Raw genomic sequence first — 17,843 nt, 5'->3', positions numbered from 1 at the left:
TAACAGGATTACGATAAGAGGCTAAAAAACAGTTTAAATCACATTTTTATTGAAAAAACTGGAAAACAACACCTTATATCTAGAAATTCAACTGCCAAAAAAGCTATTATCATAAATTCTCTACCCAACAAAAAAGAAATACACTTTTATCAAGTATGTCAGAACTAAAAACCCAACCCACAAATGCTTCGGTGGAAGACTTTCTCAACGCCATAGAACATCCTACCCGAAAAGACGATGGATTTAAACTACTTCAAATCTTCAAAGAGGAAACCGGTAAAGATGCCGTAATGTGGGGACCAAGTATTGTAGGTTTTGGCAGCTATAGTTACCAGTATTCTTCTGGTAAAGTAATGGACTGGTTTCCAGTAGGCTATTCACCAAGAAAACAGTCAATTGCCATTTACATCATGCTTGAATGGACAATTTTGGAACCTTTTCTTTCAAAACTAGGTAAACATAAAAAATCAAAAGGATGTCTTTATATCAACAAAATGTCTGACGTTGATGAAGAAATTTTTCGGGAAATGATCCGTACTTCCATAAATTTAGTCTATCACAATAACCAAAAATAAAATCATGCTACACGTTTTAAATGGTGACGCCTTAGCTGAAGTTTTTCCGGCAAGTATCCTGGTAAAATCGCAGTTGCCAGGGAAGCTCTCATAGATGGCCCTGTAAAAGCAAATTCAATAGAAGGGCTCTGGCTGATTCGAGAGAAATTTCTAAAATCGAATTATACAGGGGCTTCCGAAGAGGATTATTTTACAAAAGTGGTTCCTGAGTTTGAAAAAATCATGACTGCTACTGCAGATACCAAGGTGTATCTCTGGTTTGAAAATGATCTTTTTTGTCAGGTCAACTTGTGGTTTTCCATGTTTTTACTGAAAAATCACACAGGCGACGTTTACCTGGTGTCGCCAACTACCGACCTCATTGAGGGTTTTGGAGGCATGAATCAACTGCAATTAGAACAAGCCTACCGAAATGCCAAATTGCTCACCAAAAACGAAAGGCATATCCTGCGTGATATGTGGGATCTTTACCAAAGACCGGACGTTTCTGAAGCTCTTACCCTTTCCAAACAAGTGAGCCCAGAGCTACCATTTCTGTATCCCGCAGTAGTAGCTTGGAAAGAATCCCTTCCGCATGGAGAATATTTGGGCAAGCCAAAAGAGGCTCTGAAAGAAATCTCAGCACAACTGGAAACAGATGATTTCGGTAAAATCTTTCGCGCCTTCCACATCAAATATCATATTTATGGATACGGCGATTTGCAAGTGAAACGACTTTGGGAAGAACTGAAAAAAGAAGAAAAACAAGTGAAATAATTACTAAAAAGGAGCTGCTCAACACAGCTCCTTTTGTTTTTAATCAATCGATGTCACGAAGCATTTTTTCAGAAGCTGAAATTGTCCCTTTATACTTTTTATAAACGAAGCGTGTGAATAAAAACATAAATATTAAACCTCCTGGAACATATAATCCCCAAAACCATGGTTTCTGAATTATCTCATCAGCCCCATTCAACTCCACAAGTGGCGGCAATATGGCAATCATTAAGATGACACCAAAAATCATCCCATAGCGCTGAACCTTCCAAAACCTAACCTTGCTTTTGACAAACTTGTCCATTATCCCAGCCGGAGTTTCAGTATCAATTTTCAAATCCCTCATTCCTTTTATTGCTGTCAAACTAGCTGTTGGTAGTGCGATCATAAGAAAGATACAGACGAGTGCAAATATTTGATTGTACCACAATTCAAACTCTCCAAATCGAGAAAGAAAGTACATCGCATAGCCCACACAGACCAAAGATCCTATTATTTCGGGGATTCTGACACTGTTAAGCTTACTTCTGAATTTTTGCTTGGTGATTTCCATAAGAAGTTCTTTTTGGATTTTATCTTGTTTTTCCACCTGCAGGCTGAGGTCAGCCCAAAGTGACTTCATTTCATCGAGTTCCATCGGTAGTAGATTTAGGATTCATTTCTGATTTTAGTTTTTGCCTGATTCTAGACATTCTTGTACCTACGTTGCTCACTGAGATTCCGGAGATCTCAGCGATTTCCTCGTAGGTTTTTTCTTCCAAAAAGAGAAAAATGATTCCCCTATCCAGCAGATTCAATTTTCTGATCTGGGTATAAAGTAGCTGGATTTTCTCTTCTCGCTCAGAATCATTTGACTCAGAAAATTGAATAGTTACCTGGTCAAAAGGCAGGGTATTCAACTGTTTTTTGGACTTATTCAAATGAGTAATAGCCGTGTTCATTCCCACTCTGTACAACCAAGTACTAGGCTTCGAAGCTTTTTTGAAATGGTCAAAAGACTTCCACGTCTGGTAAACAATCTCTTGATACAAATCATCCTGTTCGGCTTTTTCCTTCGCATAGATCGTGGCGATCTTATAGATCAGCCCCTGATTTTCATGGATAAGATTGACGAACTCTTCCTCTTTACTCATTTGATTTCATTTACTCCATTAGTCTTGGTTCTTAGATAAAAATCACAGAATTGCTGAAAAATTTTTAGAAAGTATCCAAAATTAATTGGAAACGCATATTTCTTTCAGTTAGGGAATCGACTCACAATGCTTAATTTCGGGTATGCAATGGTCCACCGAATTCACTATTCCTGAATCACAATTTCCTATTTCCCATCAGAGCAAAATCCTAAGTATGGGTTCCTGCTTTGCGCAGACGATTGGGCAGAAGATGATTGATGCTAAAATGGATAGCCTGATCAATCCTTTCGGGACGATCTTCCACCCGATGATTCTGGGTGATCTGCTGGATCATGCCATGTTTCAGGATAAAATGGAAGAAAATGGAGTGATCGAACGTGATGGGGTATTTTTCTATTTTGGCACACACTCAGATCTCCATGGTTTTTCTAAGGAAGATTTGGAGCAAAAATATACCCTAAAACTAGCGCAAGTGAAAGAGTATCTGGAAACAGGAACTCATCTAATCCTGACATTTGGTACATCTTGGATTTACGAGACAGAAGAATTCGGAAGAGTAGCCAACTGTCACAAAATTCCGCAGAAGCATTTTAGAAAGAAACTCGTGTCTTTGGATGAGATGACTTCTCATTTCGATCACATTTTTGGAAACATTTCCACAGCATATCCGAACCTTAAAATCATCTTAACTGTCAGTCCAGTCCGACACATCAAAGATGGGCTACCTGAAAACCAACTCAGCAAGAGCCTCCTAAGGGTGTTATGCTATGAGTTAGAAAAAAGATACAACAACATCACTTACTTCCCTGCTTACGAAATAATTATAGATGAATTGCGAGACTATCGCTTTTATAAGTCTGACTTGATTCATCCGAGTGAGGAAGCAGAAAATTATATCTGGGAAAAGTGGAAATCCACACATTTCACAGCAGAAACTAAGGCTAAAGCAGAGGAAATTCGAAAAATCCACCTGGAACTTTCCCATAGCCCACTCAATCCAAAAAGTGAGGCCCATCAAAAGTTCCTACAGAATCTTCTAAGAAAGCTGGAACGAATGAATGAGGAATTTGATTTTTCTAAGGAGATCTCTTCAGTTAAAACACGAATATTAACTAGTTAGATTTACGAAGTACGCTATACGATTTACGAGATTATCCTTAGTGTTATGCATATCCTACAGTCATTTCCATTCAAAAAAACCTTACAACCCTCCCACTTTCCAACCCATTATCTTTTAATTTTTCAATTTTAAAATATTTCAATTTTCCAATTAACTATGTCCAATCGCCTAATTCATTCCCAATCTCCCTACCTACTCCAACATGCACATAACCCTGTCGACTGGATGCCTCTGGGGGGCTGAAGCATTAGAAAAAGCGAAAAGTGAAAACAAACCTATCTTGGTTTCAATTGGCTATTCGGCATGCCACTGGTGTCATGTGATGGAGCGTGAAGGTTTCGAAGATGAGGCTACCGCTGAGATCATGAATGCTCATTTTGTCTGCATCAAAATCGACCGGGAAGAGCGACCTGACATCGATAATATTTATATGGATGCGGTTCAGGCGATGGGATTGCAAGGAGGTTGGCCTCTGAATGTTTTTTTGATGCCAAATCAAAAACCTTTTTATGGGGGTACCTACTTCCCAAATCAGCAGTGGAAAGGACTTTTGTCAAACATAGCAGACGCATTTGAGAAGCATGAAGATCAATTGGCTGAAAGTGCCGAAGGATTTGGCACCAGTCTCAATAGAAGGGAAACTGATAAATACGGGATTTCTGCCGGAAATCAGGAATTGGACCCGGATGAACTCGCAGAAATTGCTACCAAGATAATCGCTCAATTTGATTCAGAATGGGGAGGTATGAATCGCGTTCCTAAATTCCCTATGCCAGCAATCTGGCATTTCATTCAAGATTATGCAGTGCTGTGCAAGAATGAAGCTATGCTCGAAAAAGTCTTTTTCACTCTGAAAAAGATCGGAATGGGCGGGATTTACGATCAATTGAGAGGTGGATTTGCCCGCTATTCTGTGGATGGAGAATGGTTTGCCCCGCACTTCGAAAAGATGTTATACGACAATGGGCAACTGCTAGAATTGTATGCAAAAGCATATCAAGTAAGCAAAGATGAGTTCTTCAAAGAAAAAGTCACTGAAACCGTTGCTTGGCTAGAAGCAGAAATGCTAACTAAAGAAGGTGGATTTCATGCGGCACAGGATGCAGATTCTGAAGGTGTGGAAGGTAAATTCTATGTTTGGACTTACGAGGAGTTGAAGGAACTGATTCCAGAGGAATTACCTTGGTTCAGCAAATTATATAATCTCAAACCAGGTGGAAACTGGGAAGAAGGAGTGAAATATTCTCTTCCAAACAGAAGAAGAAGCTGCGCTAGCGAAAGAGTTTGGAATGAGTGCATCTGATTTCAAATCCAAGCTCAAGCATATAAAATCCCATCTTCTAGAAGTACGAAACCGACGGATTTTCCCAGGAAAAGACGATAAAATCCTAAGCGGATGGAATGGTCTGATGAGCGCAGGATTAATTCAATCCTATTATGCAACTGGAGAAAAAAGTATGCTGGATTTGGCTATCCGCAACTTGGAATTTCTTCAGGAAAAACTACTGATTGATGGAGTTTTACATCGAGCTTACAAAAATGGCAAGGCTTACACTCCTGGATTTTTGGAAGATTATGCAGCAGTGATCAGAGCATCTATAATGGCATTTGAAGCAAATGGAAATGCTAGATGGCTGGATTTGGCAAGATCTCTCTCAGATTTTTGCATGGCAGAGTTTTACGATGAAAGCGATGGTTTTTTCTTCTTCAACAACCCTCAAGCAGAGAAACTGATCGCTAATAAAAAAGAGCTTTTCGATAATGTCATTCCTGCTTCCAACTCGATCATGGCGAGGAATTTTCATCGACTTTCTCTTTTTACCTACGAAGAGAAATACTCTGAAATCGCTTCAAAAATGCTCGGAGGCATGAAAGAACTTATCCTTAGAGAACCAGGATTTCTGTGCAACTGGGCAAATCTATTTTTGGAAAAGCTTGTCCCAACTGCCGAAATCGCTATTATCGGAAAGGGAGCATCCGAGAAGGCTAAGGAATTTCAACAAAACTATTCATCTAATATGATTTTAGCTTTTTCAGATAGTTTGACACAAAATGCCGCTATTCTTGCTGACAAAACTCCTGATTCGTCGGGAAATGCCTTAATTTATGTGTGCTTTGATCATACCTGCCGCAAACCAGTGAGCACGTATGAGGAAGCGATTTCACAACTCCCCTATTTAGCTTAATCCTTGGAAAGCCTTTTTTCAGATCAAGATTTATATCCATCCGGAAGCGGAAATAATTTCGCAGATATCATCCTGCCCGTACCGATACCGAGGATGTTTACTTACAGCATTCCGCATTCCATGCAGCCAGAGATCAATCTAGGGGCTCGCGTCATTGTACAGTTTGGAAAGAAAAAAGTCCTCACGGGAATCATTGGAAAAGTCCACAATAAGCCCCCACAAGCTTATCAGGCCAAACCAATTCTCGAAGTTCTGGACGATACGCCTAGCGTAAATCCGCTTCAAATCCGGTTTTGGGTATGGATGGCAGAATATTACTTCTGTCATATTGGGGAAGTGATGCATGCCGCATTGCCTTCAGGATTAAGATTGAGTAGCGAAAGTAAGGTACAGCTCAACCCTAACTACGATCGGGAAACGAGCAAATACCCGCTTGATGATCGGGAAATTATGATCCTGGACGCTTTAGACTCCAAACCTGAGCTTTCTTATGACGACTGCGAAAAGGTGCTTTCCATCAAAAGTATCCACCCTATTCTGAAGAGCCTTGTCAAGAAAGAAGCCATTCTGATTTTTGAGAAAGTGCAGGAGAAATATACTCCAAAGGTGGAGACGAGGATTCGATTGATGCCGGAATTATTAGCTAGCAAAAACGCGTTACAGGAAGTTTTTGAAGCCTTAGCTGGCAAGGCAAAACAGGAATCAATCCTTTTGAAATACCTACGAGATGTCCCCGTCCTTCAAAGACCAAAAGCAAATTCAACAGGACTTGATAAAGCTACCTTATTAGAGGAAGGTGATTCTGAGAGTTCGCTGAAAACACTGATTAAAAACGGAATATTCGAGTCCTTCAAAGTCGTAGTAAACAGACTTGCCGAAGAAGAACCTGAATCCGAACCAGCCGTACTTTCTACCAGTCAGCAAGCAGCTTTCGAAGAAATCAAGCATCAATTTGAAAGTAAGCAATCCGTCCTGCTTCATGGAGTAACAGGAAGTGGCAAAACTGAAATTTACATTCAGATGATCCGGGAGGTACTGGATTCTGGCTCTCAGGTTTTACTGCTTTTGCCAGAAATCGCACTAACCACCCAGATTGTAACTCGGCTTAAAAAAGTATTTGGAAGCCAAATGGGTGTCTACCACTCCAAGTATTCTGACAATGAGCGGGTGGAAGTTTGGAATGGCGTATTAAGCGGAAGGTTCTCTTTCGTGGTTGGTGTGAGATCTTCTATTTTCTTGCCATTTGATAGCTTAGGACTAATCATCGTCGATGAAGAGCATGAGTCAAGCTATAAGCAATTTGATCCTGCGCCACGCTTTCAGGCAAGGGATTCTGCAATTATGCTTGCCTATTTCCATCAGGCAAGGACGCTTTTAGGATCGGCTACGCCCTCATTCGAATCCTATTTCAATGCTAGTCAGGGTAAATTTGGCTATGTAGAATTGACTCACAGATTTGGTGATGCCTCTATGCCTAATTTTCACTTAGCAGACTTGGCAGCGGATAAGAGGAAGAACCTGCTGAAACTCGATACTACACGAATTCTCAGAGAAAAATCCAGGATGCACTCGCCAAGCAAGAGCAAGTCTTAATTTTCCAAAATCGCAGAGGATACTCACCTTATATACAGTGCGAGGATTGCGGCTGGACAGGTCAGTGCGTGCAGTGTGATGTGAGCTTGACTTACCATCAATTCTCAGAAGAACTCCGATGCCACTATTGTGGGTACAAGGAAAAGACTCCTAGTTCCTGCCCTGCTTGCGGAAGTACGCAACTCACCACGATGGGCATGGGAACGGAGCGAATAGAAGAATCTTTGGGTTTACTTTTTCCTGAAGCTAGAATTGGCAGAATGGATCTGGACACGACCCGAAACAAACATGGTTATCAGCGCTTATTAGACGAATTTGGATCTGGAAATTTGGATATACTTGTAGGAACTCAAATGATTACCAAAGGATTGGACTTCGGCAGAGTGACAGTTGTTGGGATTTGGGATGGCGATCGGATTTTAAACTTCCCTGATTTCCGCGCTGGAGAAAGAGCCTATCAGCAAATCACACAAGTGGCAGGTAGAGCAGGGCGAAGAGAAGCTCAAGGCCAAGTAATCGTTCAAACAAGAGATCCTGAAACACAGATTTATGCTCAGGTGATTAAAGGTGACTATTTTGAGTTTTTCAATCAGGAAATTCATGACCGGAAGAAGTTCTATTACCCGCCATTTGTAAAACTGGTGAAAATCACGACTCGTCACACAGATTACAAAGTGGCGGAAAAAGCCGCGTTGAATCTTCATCACGGCATGGCTGAAATTCCTATTAAGAAAATTGTGCTGGGTCCCGAGAAAGGCATCATCGCCAGAATAAAGAATCAGTATCAGTTTGAAAGTTTGATCAAATTGGATCGAAGCAGCAATACAGGTGTGATCTTCAAAGAAAATCTGTGGAAAATAACAGAAGAGCTCAAATCAAGACCTGAGTTTCGCTCGGTGAGATTCGTGGTGGATGTGGATCCTTCTTAGATTAATTTATTGGAAGAACTTGTCCGCCGTGGCAGATTGGAAGATTGAAAAATTGAAAGATTTTTTAAAATTTTAGATTATTGCCTATCAACAAGTTAAGTACCACACCTTATATTTATGCGTATATTTAGAGGATCATGCGCATAAATTTTGAAATCGAGCATAACAAAATCGTCATACGGTTGGATGATTATCTAGTATGCGAGATTCCATGTGACCTTTAAAATATTTCTGCCCACATGAAGAAGAGACTTAACATCACTATAGAAGAAAACCTGCTGGATAAGATCAAGGCTTACGCGGATCAAAATGAGACGAGTATTTCAAGTCTTGTGGAAGAGCATTTCGAAGCGCTAATCAAACCAAAGCCAAAATTGAAAAACGGAATGAGCTTGGTGGAATACATGAAATCTTTACCAAAATCGAAAGTAGATTACCCAGAAGGTTACGATTGGAAAGAAGAGATTTATAAGGAACGAGCTAAAAAATACGGCTTTGAAGATCTTCTTTGATGTCAATATACTCCTTGATTTTTTCTTGGAGAGAAGTCCAAAGCAAGAATTGATCAATTCAATTTTTGAAAAACTGGACAATAACCAAATACAAGGTCATGTAACCATCTCAGTAATTCAAACTTGCGCTTATTACCTCAAGCAGGCTAAAGATCTTCCCGTTTGCAAAGAAATAATAGGTGTGATTTGTGACAAGTTTACACTACTTGAAGGAGATCAAAATTCAATTCTTTCTGCAATTCAATCCACCCACACAGATATAGAAGATTCCATCCATTATTTCATTTGTCTTAATCACCATATGGATGCCATTGTCACCTCAGACAAAGATTTCCTCAAGCTCTCTAAGCCTTACCTCCCTGTAATCACTCCTGAGGAATTGATTGATAGTTTGGTGAAGTAAGAATTCAAAAATCAATTCTCCTCAATAAATCCCAAAACATCTTTATAGACTCTGCCACCAGTCCATAGAAACTGTGTAATCATGGGAATATGCTTTTTCTTAGGATAGATTTTCACAGTTACATCGTCAATTCCTTTCTCCTCTATTCGTTTCATAAAACGGATTCGGCTGGCTTGAATACTAGGATATGTCCGCTCTCCTTCCAAAATCAGCATAGGTGCTAAATTCTCTTTCAAAAAGTACATCGAAGAATATTTCTTCCAGACTGCAGGGTCATCGGTAAATGCATTCAGATACTTCTTACCTTCTCCTTCACTCGTTTCTTCTAAGTAACCATACATATCTAATCCGGCAGCATCAATCAAAATAGAACCCGCCAACTCCTTTCTATTCTCTGAAGGATTCAATTCATTTTCTTTCACTGCAATCAAGGATGCAAGATGCCCTCCTGCAGAATGTCCAGAAACGAAAATCCGATCTGAATCTCCTCCAAAGCTTTCAATATTTTCTTTCGTCCAATTTACAGCTGACAAAGCCGATGCTTGCATAGCTGGAACCTGATAATCAGGGGACAAAGGATAATCAGCAATCACAACGATCACATCCCTTCTAGCTAATCTATTCCCAAGAAAGTTATACATCTCCTTCTTCCCCGACTTCCAACTTCCACCATAGAAAAACAACAATACGGGGAGGTTTTCAGCATTTTTAGGAGCGTAAATATCTAGAGACTTTTGGGGTAGACCCGCTTGGTTCCCGCTAGAAATGAAATTGACTTCTTTCGTTCTGTGCAAAGTTTGAAAAGCGCAGGAGCTCAAAAGAAAACTAAAAACGCAAATTGAAAAGCTGTAATAAAGGGCTTTAATCATGTAGAATTTGGAAGTAGAAATTTAAAGCTGGTTTAATAGAAATTCTATTTAAGATAATTACGAAGTAAAATGCTTCTTTGCTCAAAATAACTGGTCTTATCTGCTAATTGTCTTTAAATTATGAATCATTTCAATTCTTTTATTCAAAGAATACTTATGAAAATACTTCAGATTAAGAACCCAAATTGCCTCTCTCTTTTTAGTGTATTACCTCTAAGTGTTATTTTTTTGAGTTGTGGGTCAGATTCCCGAGAGCCTATTCAACCCGAAATAACTGGGATAACTGAATCTGTCTATGCATCTGGCAATATCAAAGCAGTGGATCAATACGATGCATTCACTAATGCCAGCGGTCCTATTCAAGAGATTTTTGTGGAAGAAGGAGATTCAGTTTCTATTGGCACTCCTCTATTGGCTGTCTTTAGCGAACGGGAAAAATTGAGTAGAGAAAATGCAGAAATAGCAAAAGCCTACGCAGGACTTCAAGAAAACCAATCCAAACTAAAAGATCTCCAACTCACCATCGATCTGGCTAAAAGCAAGATGCAGAACGACTCCTTACTTTACGTTCGCCAGAAAAATCTCCATGATCAAAACATTGGAACTGAAGTTGAATTTGAGCAAAGACGTCTCAATTGGGAAAATTCAAAAACTGCCTATGAATCATCTGTAATTCGATACAATGATTTGAAAAGAGAAATCCAATTCAACTCCAGCAGCGCTTCCAAGAATCTTGCAATCAGTAAAGTCCTGGAAAGTGATTATGTGCTGAAAAGTAAAATCAATGGCAAAGTTTACTCCCTTTTGAAAGAAAAAGGTGAAATGGTTACACCACAAGTAGCACTTGCTGTCTTGGGAAGTGCCAATGACTTTATTCTTGAATTACAGGTAGATGAGTATGATATCTCCAAAGTCAAACTTGGCCAGATCGTTTCTGTGTCGATGGATAGCTACAAAGGCCAGACATTTGAGGCTGAAGTGAGCAAAATCTATCCGATCATGGATACTCAAACCAAAAGCTTTAAAGTTGAGGCTGCCTTCACCAAAGCTCCTCCTCAACTCTACCCAAACCTGAGTTTGGAAGCTAACATCATTACGGAAGTTCGAGAGAAAGCATTGGTGATACCAAGGACCTACCTTATAGCGGATTCATTGTTGATCAATGAAAATGAGGATACACTTGCAGTAAAAGTTGGAATAAGAAACTATCAATTTGCAGAAATTCTGGAGGGAATTACTTCTGAAACAAGAATCATCAAGCCTGGCCTATGAAATGGTCGCTTATTATCGAAATAGCTAGAGCATTAATGTTTGCGCGGGTAAAGCAAACATTGGTAGCAGCTATAGGAGTAACTTTTAGCATTACGATGTTCGTAGCATTACTAGGCTTTATGAATGGGCTAAACACGCTATTAGATGGGTTAGTACTCAATCGGACTCCACATATCAGATTCTACAATCAGATTAAGCCAAACCCGAACCAACCTATAGACCTTTCTCCTGAGTTTGGTTCAGGAATCAACGTCATCAGATCTATCAAGCCAAGTAATTCGAGGTTATCGATTTATAATTCAGAGCCAATTTTAAACACGCTAAATAAGGATCCACGAGTAAAAGGAGTAAGTGCTAAAATAGCTTCCCAAGTCTTTTACAATGTAGGAAGTATCGATTTGACAGGAATCGTAAACGGAATAGACCCCGAAATGGAAACCGAATTATTTGCCTTCAAAGATTATGTCACCGTTGGTAATCCGGCTGATTTACTCCAAACTAACAGCATTATTTTGGGTAAGGGTGCCGCCGATCGGATGTTGGCAGATATTGGAGATGTGATCCAAGTGACAACAGCAAAAGGAAATAAAGCGCAGCTCAAAGTAGTTGGGTATTATCAATCGGGATTAGCAGATTTTGACAATGCTAATAGCTTCGCCTCCATCAATACTGTTCAAAAAATGATGGGAGAGCCAAGTTTTTACTTAACAGATATTCAAGTAAAACTCTTTGATTTCAATCAGGCACCTGCCTTTGCAGATGAATACAGAGACATTTTTGCAATTGAAGCAGATGATATTCAGACTGTCAATGCGCAATTTGAAACTGGTTCTAGCATCCGGACTTTAATCAGCTATGCCGTCGGTATTACGCTATTGGTGGTCTCAGGTTTCGGGATTTACAATATCCTGAATATGATGATCTATGAGAAATTAGACACGATTGCCATTCTGAAAGCAATCGGTTTCAACAGCTCGGATGTAAAGCGCATTTTTATCACAATTGCATTATCTATTGGGTTTATTGGAGGCTCCTTGGGGTTGTTGTTAGGCTATCTGAGCTGCCTGGGAATTGAGCGAATACCATTTGAAACAGATGCACTTCCCACAGTAAAAACCTACCCCATTGATTTCAGTTCGAAATACTACTTAATTGGTGGGATTTTTAGCTTGGTAACCACCTATTTAGCAGGTTTTTTCCCTGCAAGAAAAGCCAGTAGTGTAGATCCAGTAGATATAATCAGAGGGAAATGACAAAGACAAATCAATCTGTACTGGAAGCGAAAAACATTAATAAGTTTTTCTACAATCCCATCGAAACTCAGGTATTGAGAAATGTCAGTTTCAGGATTAATCGTGGAGAATTCGTATCAGTAGTAGGGAAAAGTGGTTGCGGAAAATCCACTTTGCTCTACATTCTATCAACCATGGATACGGATTACAAAGGAGAGCTGCTGATAGATGAACAAATCACAACTGGAAAACCCTCGAGTTACCTTTCCAGGCTTCGAAATGAAAAAATAGGCTTCGTCTTTCAGTTTCATTATTTACTCAATGAATTTTCAGTATTAGAAAATGTGCTGATTCCGGGTTTAAAGCTTGGGAAATTCTCTAGAGAGGAATTGGAGCATCGGGCAATGGAAAAGCTGAAAATCTTTGACATGCAGGATCATGCATTAAAAAAAGCAAACCAGCTTTCGGGAGGCCAAAAACAACGCGTAGCGATTGCCAGAGCGCTAATCAATGACCCACTACTGATTATGGGTGACGAACCAACCGGGAATCTGGACAAAAAAAATGCAGATATCGTATTCAATATTTTCAAAGAATTAACCACCGAATTCAACCAAACGATTCTTATCGTGACTCATGACCCTGAATTCGCTGCTGGAACAGACCGGATTATTGAAATGGAAGATGGAAGGGTGATTAGTGGGCAATAAAGATAATCTGAAGGCTAAAGTCAGAATTCTGAAAATTTCAAACTTCTAACTTTAGACTTCTGACTTTAAAAATAGCAACTACACACTCGGTTCCTGCTGACTCAGGCAGTGAAAACTACCCAATCCCCAGATGATATCTGTAGAATCTACGCCTACTACTTTTCGATCTGGAAAACAGTCTGAAATAATATCCAGCGCTTGCTGATCCTTTTTATCTCTGAAAGTCGGAACGACCACAGCATGATTAGCGATGTAGAAATTGGCATAGGAAGCAGGAAGTCTCTGATCATCCCAAATCACCGGACTTGGCATTGGAAGCTCAACCACGTTCAATTGCTTACCGTTTTCCAGACGCATCTTGTGCAATCTCTCCAAATTCTCCTGGAGCAGCTGGTGATTTTCATCTGCCCTATTTTCTTCCACCACAGTCAGCACGGTATCCTCATTGACAAAGCGGGTAATGTCATCTATATGTCCATCTGTATCGTCACCAATGATCCCGTCTCCAACCCAAAGGATATGGTTCACACCGTAATAATCCTGAAGGTAGCGTTCGATCTGCGCTTGGTTCAAATGAGGGTTTCTGTTTTCATTCAAAAGACAGGCTTCTGAGGTCAATAGCGTCCCTTTTCCATTGAATTCTACAGAACCACCTTCCATGACCATTCCAGGTTTGAAGCATGGAATACCTAATTCAGCAGCGATTTTGATCGGAATCTGGTTGTCTAGATCATGAGGAGGATATTTCTCTCCCCAGGCATTGTAATCCCATTTCACCAAAACCTTCTTCACATCTGCCTCCGGATTAATTAGAAATGCAGGTCCATGATCTCGACACCATGCATCATTTGTTGGGAAAAAGTGAAACCGGATATTTGTCAAATTTACTCCTGCTTTTTCCAGATGTGCCAAAGCAAAAGCCTTCATAGCCTCATCCGCTACGTTGATATTGACGATTTCGCCAAGAGCCACGTATTTGATAAACTCAGAATACGGAGCAAAAACAGTATCAAGTTTCCCTGGCCAAGAACCTTCTTTATGCGGCCAACTTAACCAAGTAGCCGTATGTGGAGCAAATTCCGCAGGGAAATAGTAGCCCAACTCAGCCGGAGTTTTTTCACCGGTTTTGGCCAATTCAAATATATCTTTCATGGAAATTTATTCTTCGTCCAGGTATCGCTTGGTAATTGGCTGATAGGAATCAATTCTACGATCTCTCAAGAAAGGCCAGTGCGTTCTGTATCTATCAGACCCAGCAAAGTCAAGTTCCTCCACATGTATTTGCTCCTCTTCGTGGGAAGCTTTAAATAATACTCTTCCAAAAGGATTGGAAACAAAGGAACCTCCCCAGAATTTCATATCACCCTCGATGCCACAACGGTTTACAGAAACCACAGGAATACCATTGGCCACTGCATGTGAACGCTGAATCGTCTGCCAAGCACCATATTGCTCGTCATTTGTCAATCCATCCTGATCCTTGTGCCAGCCGATTGCAGTTGGGTAAACCAAGAAATCCGCACCTTTCAGAGCCGTAATTCTTGCTGCTTCCGGATACCACTGATCCCAGCAGATCAACACACCAATATTTCCGAATTTGGTTGGGAATACTTTGTAGCCCAAGTCCCCAGGAGTGAAGTAAAACTTCTCAAAATAGCCCGGATCATCAGGAATATGCATTTTCCGGTACTTGCCAAGATAAGAACCGTCCGCATCTAATACTGCTGTGGTATTGTGGTACAAGCCTTCTGCTCTTTTCTCAAAAAGAGATGCAACGATGACCACTCCAAGTTCTTTTGCCAAGTCACCAAAGGTATCCGTAGAAGGACCTGGGATGGCTTCAGCCAACTTGAAGTTTTCGTAGTCTTCTACATCACAAAAATAAAGGGAACGGAACAACTCCTGAAGGACCACAACTTGAGCACCTTGGGCCGCAGCCTCACGCACACCAGCGATGGTTTTTTCAAGGTTTTCTGCCACATTAGCAGAACAGCTCAACTGGACCAAGCCCACTTTTACAGTTTTATTTGCCACTATAGATCGGTTTTAAAGATTAAGGTTACAAAGATACTTTTGCCTGCCGCCATTCACAAATGAAGATTTTTAAATTCAAGGACGTGAATTTGAACGGCAAGGATGAGAGTAACAGAGAGCGGTAGAAAAAGATTCAGAGGTTGAGTTGCTAATTAGAAAGATATAGAATCACAATAATATCAATCACAGATTGTACTGGGAACTAAGTTTGTCCTAAATTGAATGACTAATAGCTGATAATTTTGAAAAAAAATGGATGAGTGAAAGAGCTTTAAAAATTTATAGAACTATGCTAATAGCAATAGGGCTGTTCTATCTCCTTATAATCAGGTCAACAAACGTTTACGCTAAGCCAATATTTTTGGCTAGCACCTCGGTTTTAGTTGTATTGTTCTTTTATTTAGCTGGGAAAGAAAAATTAAAACGTAAATAATCACAAAAAAACATAACCAAAATGAGAATATTATTTACTGGAGGATCAGGAAAAGCAGGAAAACACGTAATCCCTTACCTACTTGATCAAGGACATAGAGTGATGAATGTGGACTTGAAGCCTTTGGATCATCCTGGAGTAGATAATTTGATTGCCGATATTACCGATTCCGGACAGATGTTTAATGCCATGAGTTCCTATGCTGGCTTGGATGAACTAGAACCCGGTAATGGAGTCCCAAAATTTGATGCAGTAGTACACTTTGCGGCCGTCCCACGAATCCTAATCAATCCTGATAATGAAACTTTTCGGGTGAATACCATCGGAACCTATAATGTGATTGAAGCGGCAGTTAAACTTGGGATTAAGAAAGTCATCATTGCTTCTTCGGAAACTACCTACGGAATCTGTTTTTCAGATGGTGAAACGGATCCTAAATCTCTGCCTTTGGAAGAAGATTATGACGTGGATCCAATGGATAGCTACGGACTTTCAAAAGTAGTAAATGAAAAAACGGCGCGTGCATTCCAGCGAAGATCAGGAATCGATATTTACGCCCTTCGTATTGGAAATGTGATCGAACCCCATGAGTATGCTGAGCTTTTCCCTCATTATTTCAAAAACCCAGAAGTGCGTCGTAGGAATGCATTCTGCTATATAGATGCGCGTGATCTGGGACAGATTGTGGATTTATGTCTGAAAAAGGACGGCCTTGGATTTCAGGTTTTCAATGCTGGAAACGATGAAAACGGTGCAGTTATTCCTACCAAAGAACTGGCTGAAACCTTCTTCCCAGGTGTACCTCTTACCCGAGAAATGGGAGAGCATGAAGCCCTGTTTTCAAACCTAAAAATCCGTGAGGTACTAGGCTTCAAAGAGCAGCATAACTGGCAGAAATATGTGAAGTGGGGGTGAGATCACCCAATAGAACTTCAAACCTGCAAAGAGATAATTGATTTTTTTGGTTTGTGCCCAATACTACTTATCAGCCTTCATCTTTAGTGGTTTTGACTAACCCTATGCCAGCTATAAAAAATACGAGGCCCAATGATCCATAAACAATCATTTGTTTTGTACTTGCCGAATCATTTGCAAATGTGACAGCGGCATAAATAAGTCCTACTATGCCCAATATGGTAAGAATGGCTCCGAAAATTCTTTTCAAATTCATAATAATGATGTTTTAAAGAACCTCGGGTTCCACAATCATGCCACTAGAAATAAATTGAAAGGTTGGGTTTCAATAGTTGGATAAGCATGAACATCGGTAATACCAACAAATAACTACCACTCTTTCCCAAATCAATAACAACGTTGCTACTGGTAGGAATATGTAATCGCACCCAAAAATCATGATTATCCCTTAATGAAAGCGGATAGTCCGCTTCTCTGACGGAGAGTTAACCTGCCTAATCATACCAGATGCAAAACTGATATTACCTATCCACAAATTCTCACATTCAAAGCATATATAACGGTTTTCAACCTTGGAACTTCTTCTTTTTAATAAAATCCTTACTATTAGCTCATCAGTTAAGTTCCCAATTTGGGGAAATTAAGTCATGGGAAACTCCAAGAAACACTAATGAAAAAAGTAAAGCTACTTGGCTCTGATAGAAAAGAACTAATATTCTCCCCCACCTGAATTTAGGTAGACTTTAATTGTATAAGGAAGCGTTGACTACCTCAATCTATAACTACCTCTACCCTTTTATAAAAATTCACCAAGTAGGTGTTTAGCAGCTTTCAACCTATTTACCTGAAGATTCACTCTTCAACACTGAAGATTCACCCTAATAGCTGAAATTTTAATGTTCTAAGACTGAAGTTTGAACCTATTAACTCGAAGCTTGAACTTCGGACACTAAATTTTCAACCTATTACTCGAATTTTCATACTTCAATACTGGACGCTCAGCCTTTGAGGTAGAATCTTCATACGATTTTCCCAAATGTTCATACTAGGAATATGAATCTCCAGCATTTTTGCCTTAAGAACAGCTCCCGATTTTATAAACATCACCACCCCAACAACCAAACTCAGTTTCATTGCAATTCGAGTATACTAAAAAACAGAAAATCGAATT

The 17,843-nt window shown here is 39.9% G+C and carries 18 protein-coding genes and 1 pseudogene; 13 read left to right on the top strand and 6 right to left on the bottom strand.

Going from position 1 to position 17,843, the window contains the following annotated elements; translation table 11 throughout:
- The first annotated feature begins 155 nt into the window (after positions 1-155).
- Entirely contained in the window at positions 156-575 is a 420-nt protein-coding gene (locus tag AC0L6R_RS19020; protein WP_473272652.1) for a DUF1801 domain-containing protein, read from the top strand.
- 222 nt (positions 576-797) lie between these two features.
- On the top strand, positions 798-1,331 hold the full coding sequence (locus tag AC0L6R_RS19015; protein ID WP_473272651.1) for a hypothetical protein: 534 nt from the start codon (positions 798-800) through the stop codon (positions 1,329-1,331).
- Positions 1,332-1,374: 43 nt separating this feature from the next.
- On the opposite strand, the gene AC0L6R_RS19010 is transcribed toward AC0L6R_RS19015, so the two are convergent.
- Together AC0L6R_RS19010 and AC0L6R_RS19005 are read right to left on the bottom strand one after the other, a co-directional pair.
- The gene (locus tag AC0L6R_RS19010; protein ID WP_283412688.1) at positions 1,375-1,968 is read right to left on the bottom strand and encodes a hypothetical protein; all 594 of its coding nucleotides are present in this window, start codon (positions 1,966-1,968) and stop codon (positions 1,375-1,377) included.
- Positions 1,955-2,464, bottom strand: coding sequence for an RNA polymerase sigma factor (locus AC0L6R_RS19005; protein WP_283412689.1), 510 nt, complete (start codon positions 2,462-2,464; stop codon positions 1,955-1,957). Before AC0L6R_RS19005 ends, AC0L6R_RS19010 begins: the two co-directional genes overlap by 14 nt.
- Before the next feature lie 142 nt (positions 2,465-2,606).
- On the opposite strand from AC0L6R_RS19005, the gene AC0L6R_RS19000 reads away from it, so the two are divergent.
- The 7 genes and pseudogenes from AC0L6R_RS19000 (at position 2,607) to AC0L6R_RS18970 (ending at position 9,207) form a co-directional block, all read left to right on the top strand.
- Positions 2,607-3,584: a GSCFA domain-containing protein gene (locus AC0L6R_RS19000; RefSeq protein ID WP_473272650.1), complete on the top strand. Its 978-nt coding sequence runs from the start codon at positions 2,607-2,609 to the stop codon at positions 3,582-3,584.
- A gap of 156 nt (positions 3,585-3,740) precedes the next feature.
- Entirely contained in the window at positions 3,741-3,827 is an 87-nt protein-coding gene (locus tag AC0L6R_RS18995; RefSeq protein ID WP_473272762.1) for a DUF255 domain-containing protein, read from the top strand.
- The gene (locus AC0L6R_RS18990) at positions 3,787-4,887 is read left to right on the top strand and encodes a thioredoxin domain-containing protein (RefSeq protein WP_473272649.1); all 1,101 of its coding nucleotides are present in this window, start codon (positions 3,787-3,789) and stop codon (positions 4,885-4,887) included. Before AC0L6R_RS18995 ends, AC0L6R_RS18990 begins: the two co-directional genes overlap by 41 nt.
- Positions 4,874-5,770, top strand: a complete 897-nt coding sequence (locus tag AC0L6R_RS18985; protein WP_473272648.1) for a YyaL domain-containing protein — start codon at positions 4,874-4,876, stop codon at positions 5,768-5,770. The genes AC0L6R_RS18990 and AC0L6R_RS18985 overlap by 14 nt, the downstream gene beginning before the upstream one ends.
- A 3-nt stretch (positions 5,771-5,773) precedes the next feature.
- Positions 5,774-8,292: pseudogene (priA, locus tag AC0L6R_RS18980) on the top strand (replication restart helicase PriA).
- Between the two features lie 239 nt (positions 8,293-8,531).
- Positions 8,532-8,804: a DUF6364 family protein gene (locus AC0L6R_RS18975; RefSeq protein ID WP_473272647.1), complete on the top strand. Its 273-nt coding sequence runs from the start codon at positions 8,532-8,534 to the stop codon at positions 8,802-8,804.
- A complete protein-coding gene (locus AC0L6R_RS18970) occupies positions 8,788-9,207 on the top strand; it encodes a type II toxin-antitoxin system VapC family toxin (protein ID WP_473272646.1) in 420 nt (139 codons plus the stop codon). Before AC0L6R_RS18975 ends, AC0L6R_RS18970 begins: the two co-directional genes overlap by 17 nt.
- An 11-nt stretch (positions 9,208-9,218) precedes the next feature.
- On the opposite strand, the gene AC0L6R_RS18965 is transcribed toward AC0L6R_RS18970, so the two are convergent.
- Positions 9,219-10,001: an alpha/beta hydrolase gene (locus tag AC0L6R_RS18965; protein ID WP_473272645.1), complete on the bottom strand. Its 783-nt coding sequence runs from the start codon at positions 9,999-10,001 to the stop codon at positions 9,219-9,221.
- A 231-nt stretch (positions 10,002-10,232) separates the two neighbouring features.
- Between AC0L6R_RS18965 and AC0L6R_RS18960 the strand changes: the two genes are divergently transcribed.
- From AC0L6R_RS18960 to AC0L6R_RS18950, 3 genes are read left to right on the top strand one after another with little or no spacing between them, the layout of a single operon-like run.
- Complete coding sequence (locus tag AC0L6R_RS18960) at positions 10,233-11,348, top strand: efflux RND transporter periplasmic adaptor subunit (protein WP_473272644.1); 1,116 nt, start codon at positions 10,233-10,235, stop codon at positions 11,346-11,348.
- A complete protein-coding gene (locus tag AC0L6R_RS18955) occupies positions 11,345-12,601 on the top strand; it encodes an ABC transporter permease (protein WP_473272643.1) in 1,257 nt (418 codons plus the stop codon). Before AC0L6R_RS18960 ends, AC0L6R_RS18955 begins: the two co-directional genes overlap by 4 nt.
- Positions 12,598-13,290, top strand: coding sequence for an ABC transporter ATP-binding protein (locus AC0L6R_RS18950; RefSeq protein ID WP_473272642.1), 693 nt, complete (start codon positions 12,598-12,600; stop codon positions 13,288-13,290). Before AC0L6R_RS18955 ends, AC0L6R_RS18950 begins: the two co-directional genes overlap by 4 nt.
- Before the next feature lie 78 nt (positions 13,291-13,368).
- Here the strand turns inward: AC0L6R_RS18950 and AC0L6R_RS18945 are convergent, their stop codons facing one another.
- Together AC0L6R_RS18945 and AC0L6R_RS18940 are read right to left on the bottom strand one after the other, a co-directional pair.
- Positions 13,369-14,442, bottom strand: coding sequence for an agmatine deiminase family protein (locus tag AC0L6R_RS18945; protein WP_473272641.1), 1,074 nt, complete (start codon positions 14,440-14,442; stop codon positions 13,369-13,371).
- 6 nt (positions 14,443-14,448) lie between these two features.
- Entirely contained in the window at positions 14,449-15,324 is an 876-nt protein-coding gene (locus AC0L6R_RS18940; RefSeq protein WP_473272640.1) for a carbon-nitrogen hydrolase, read from the bottom strand.
- Between the two features lie 454 nt (positions 15,325-15,778).
- Between AC0L6R_RS18940 and AC0L6R_RS18935 the strand changes: the two genes are divergently transcribed.
- The gene (locus AC0L6R_RS18935) at positions 15,779-16,672 is read left to right on the top strand and encodes an NAD-dependent epimerase/dehydratase family protein (RefSeq protein WP_473272639.1); all 894 of its coding nucleotides are present in this window, start codon (positions 15,779-15,781) and stop codon (positions 16,670-16,672) included.
- A gap of 70 nt (positions 16,673-16,742) precedes the next feature.
- Here AC0L6R_RS18935 and AC0L6R_RS18930 read toward each other — a convergent pair whose 3' ends face one another.
- Positions 16,743-16,928, bottom strand: a complete 186-nt coding sequence (locus AC0L6R_RS18930; protein ID WP_283412702.1) for a hypothetical protein — start codon at positions 16,926-16,928, stop codon at positions 16,743-16,745.
- Positions 16,929-17,843: the final 915 nt, after the last annotated feature.

Source organism: Algoriphagus sp. 10J20-15 (assembly GCF_055809615.1).
This window is presented reverse-complemented; position numbering and strand designations above follow the sequence as displayed.

What these genes read in the sequence shown, in the direction of transcription:
- AC0L6R_RS19020 (WP_473272652.1), top strand. Translation starts at nt 156, where the DNA reads ATGTCAGAACTAAAAACCCAACCCACAAATGCTTCGGTGGAAGACTTT.
- AC0L6R_RS19015 (WP_473272651.1), top strand. Translation starts at nt 798, where the DNA reads ATGACTGCTACTGCAGATACCAAGGTGTATCTCTGGTTTGAAAATGAT.
- AC0L6R_RS19010 (WP_283412688.1), bottom strand. Translation starts at nt 1,968, where the DNA reads ATGGAACTCGATGAAATGAAGTCACTTTGGGCTGACCTCAGCCTGCAG.
- AC0L6R_RS19005 (WP_283412689.1), bottom strand. Translation starts at nt 2,464, where the DNA reads ATGAGTAAAGAGGAAGAGTTCGTCAATCTTATCCATGAAAATCAGGGG.
- AC0L6R_RS19000 (WP_473272650.1), top strand. Translation starts at nt 2,607, where the DNA reads ATGCAATGGTCCACCGAATTCACTATTCCTGAATCACAATTTCCTATT.
- AC0L6R_RS18995 (WP_473272762.1), top strand. Translation starts at nt 3,741, where the DNA reads ATGTCCAATCGCCTAATTCATTCCCAATCTCCCTACCTACTCCAACAT.
- AC0L6R_RS18990 (WP_473272649.1), top strand. Translation starts at nt 3,787, where the DNA reads ATGCACATAACCCTGTCGACTGGATGCCTCTGGGGGGCTGAAGCATTA.
- AC0L6R_RS18985 (WP_473272648.1), top strand. Translation starts at nt 4,874, where the DNA reads ATGAGTGCATCTGATTTCAAATCCAAGCTCAAGCATATAAAATCCCAT.
- AC0L6R_RS18975 (WP_473272647.1), top strand. Translation starts at nt 8,532, where the DNA reads ATGAAGAAGAGACTTAACATCACTATAGAAGAAAACCTGCTGGATAAG.
- AC0L6R_RS18960 (WP_473272644.1), top strand. Translation starts at nt 10,233, where the DNA reads ATGAAAATACTTCAGATTAAGAACCCAAATTGCCTCTCTCTTTTTAGT.
- AC0L6R_RS18955 (WP_473272643.1), top strand. Translation starts at nt 11,345, where the DNA reads ATGAAATGGTCGCTTATTATCGAAATAGCTAGAGCATTAATGTTTGCG.
- AC0L6R_RS18950 (WP_473272642.1), top strand. Translation starts at nt 12,598, where the DNA reads ATGACAAAGACAAATCAATCTGTACTGGAAGCGAAAAACATTAATAAG.
- AC0L6R_RS18945 (WP_473272641.1), bottom strand. Translation starts at nt 14,442, where the DNA reads ATGAAAGATATATTTGAATTGGCCAAAACCGGTGAAAAAACTCCGGCT.
- AC0L6R_RS18935 (WP_473272639.1), top strand. Translation starts at nt 15,779, where the DNA reads ATGAGAATATTATTTACTGGAGGATCAGGAAAAGCAGGAAAACACGTA.
- AC0L6R_RS18930 (WP_283412702.1), bottom strand. Translation starts at nt 16,928, where the DNA reads ATGAATTTGAAAAGAATTTTCGGAGCCATTCTTACCATATTGGGCATA.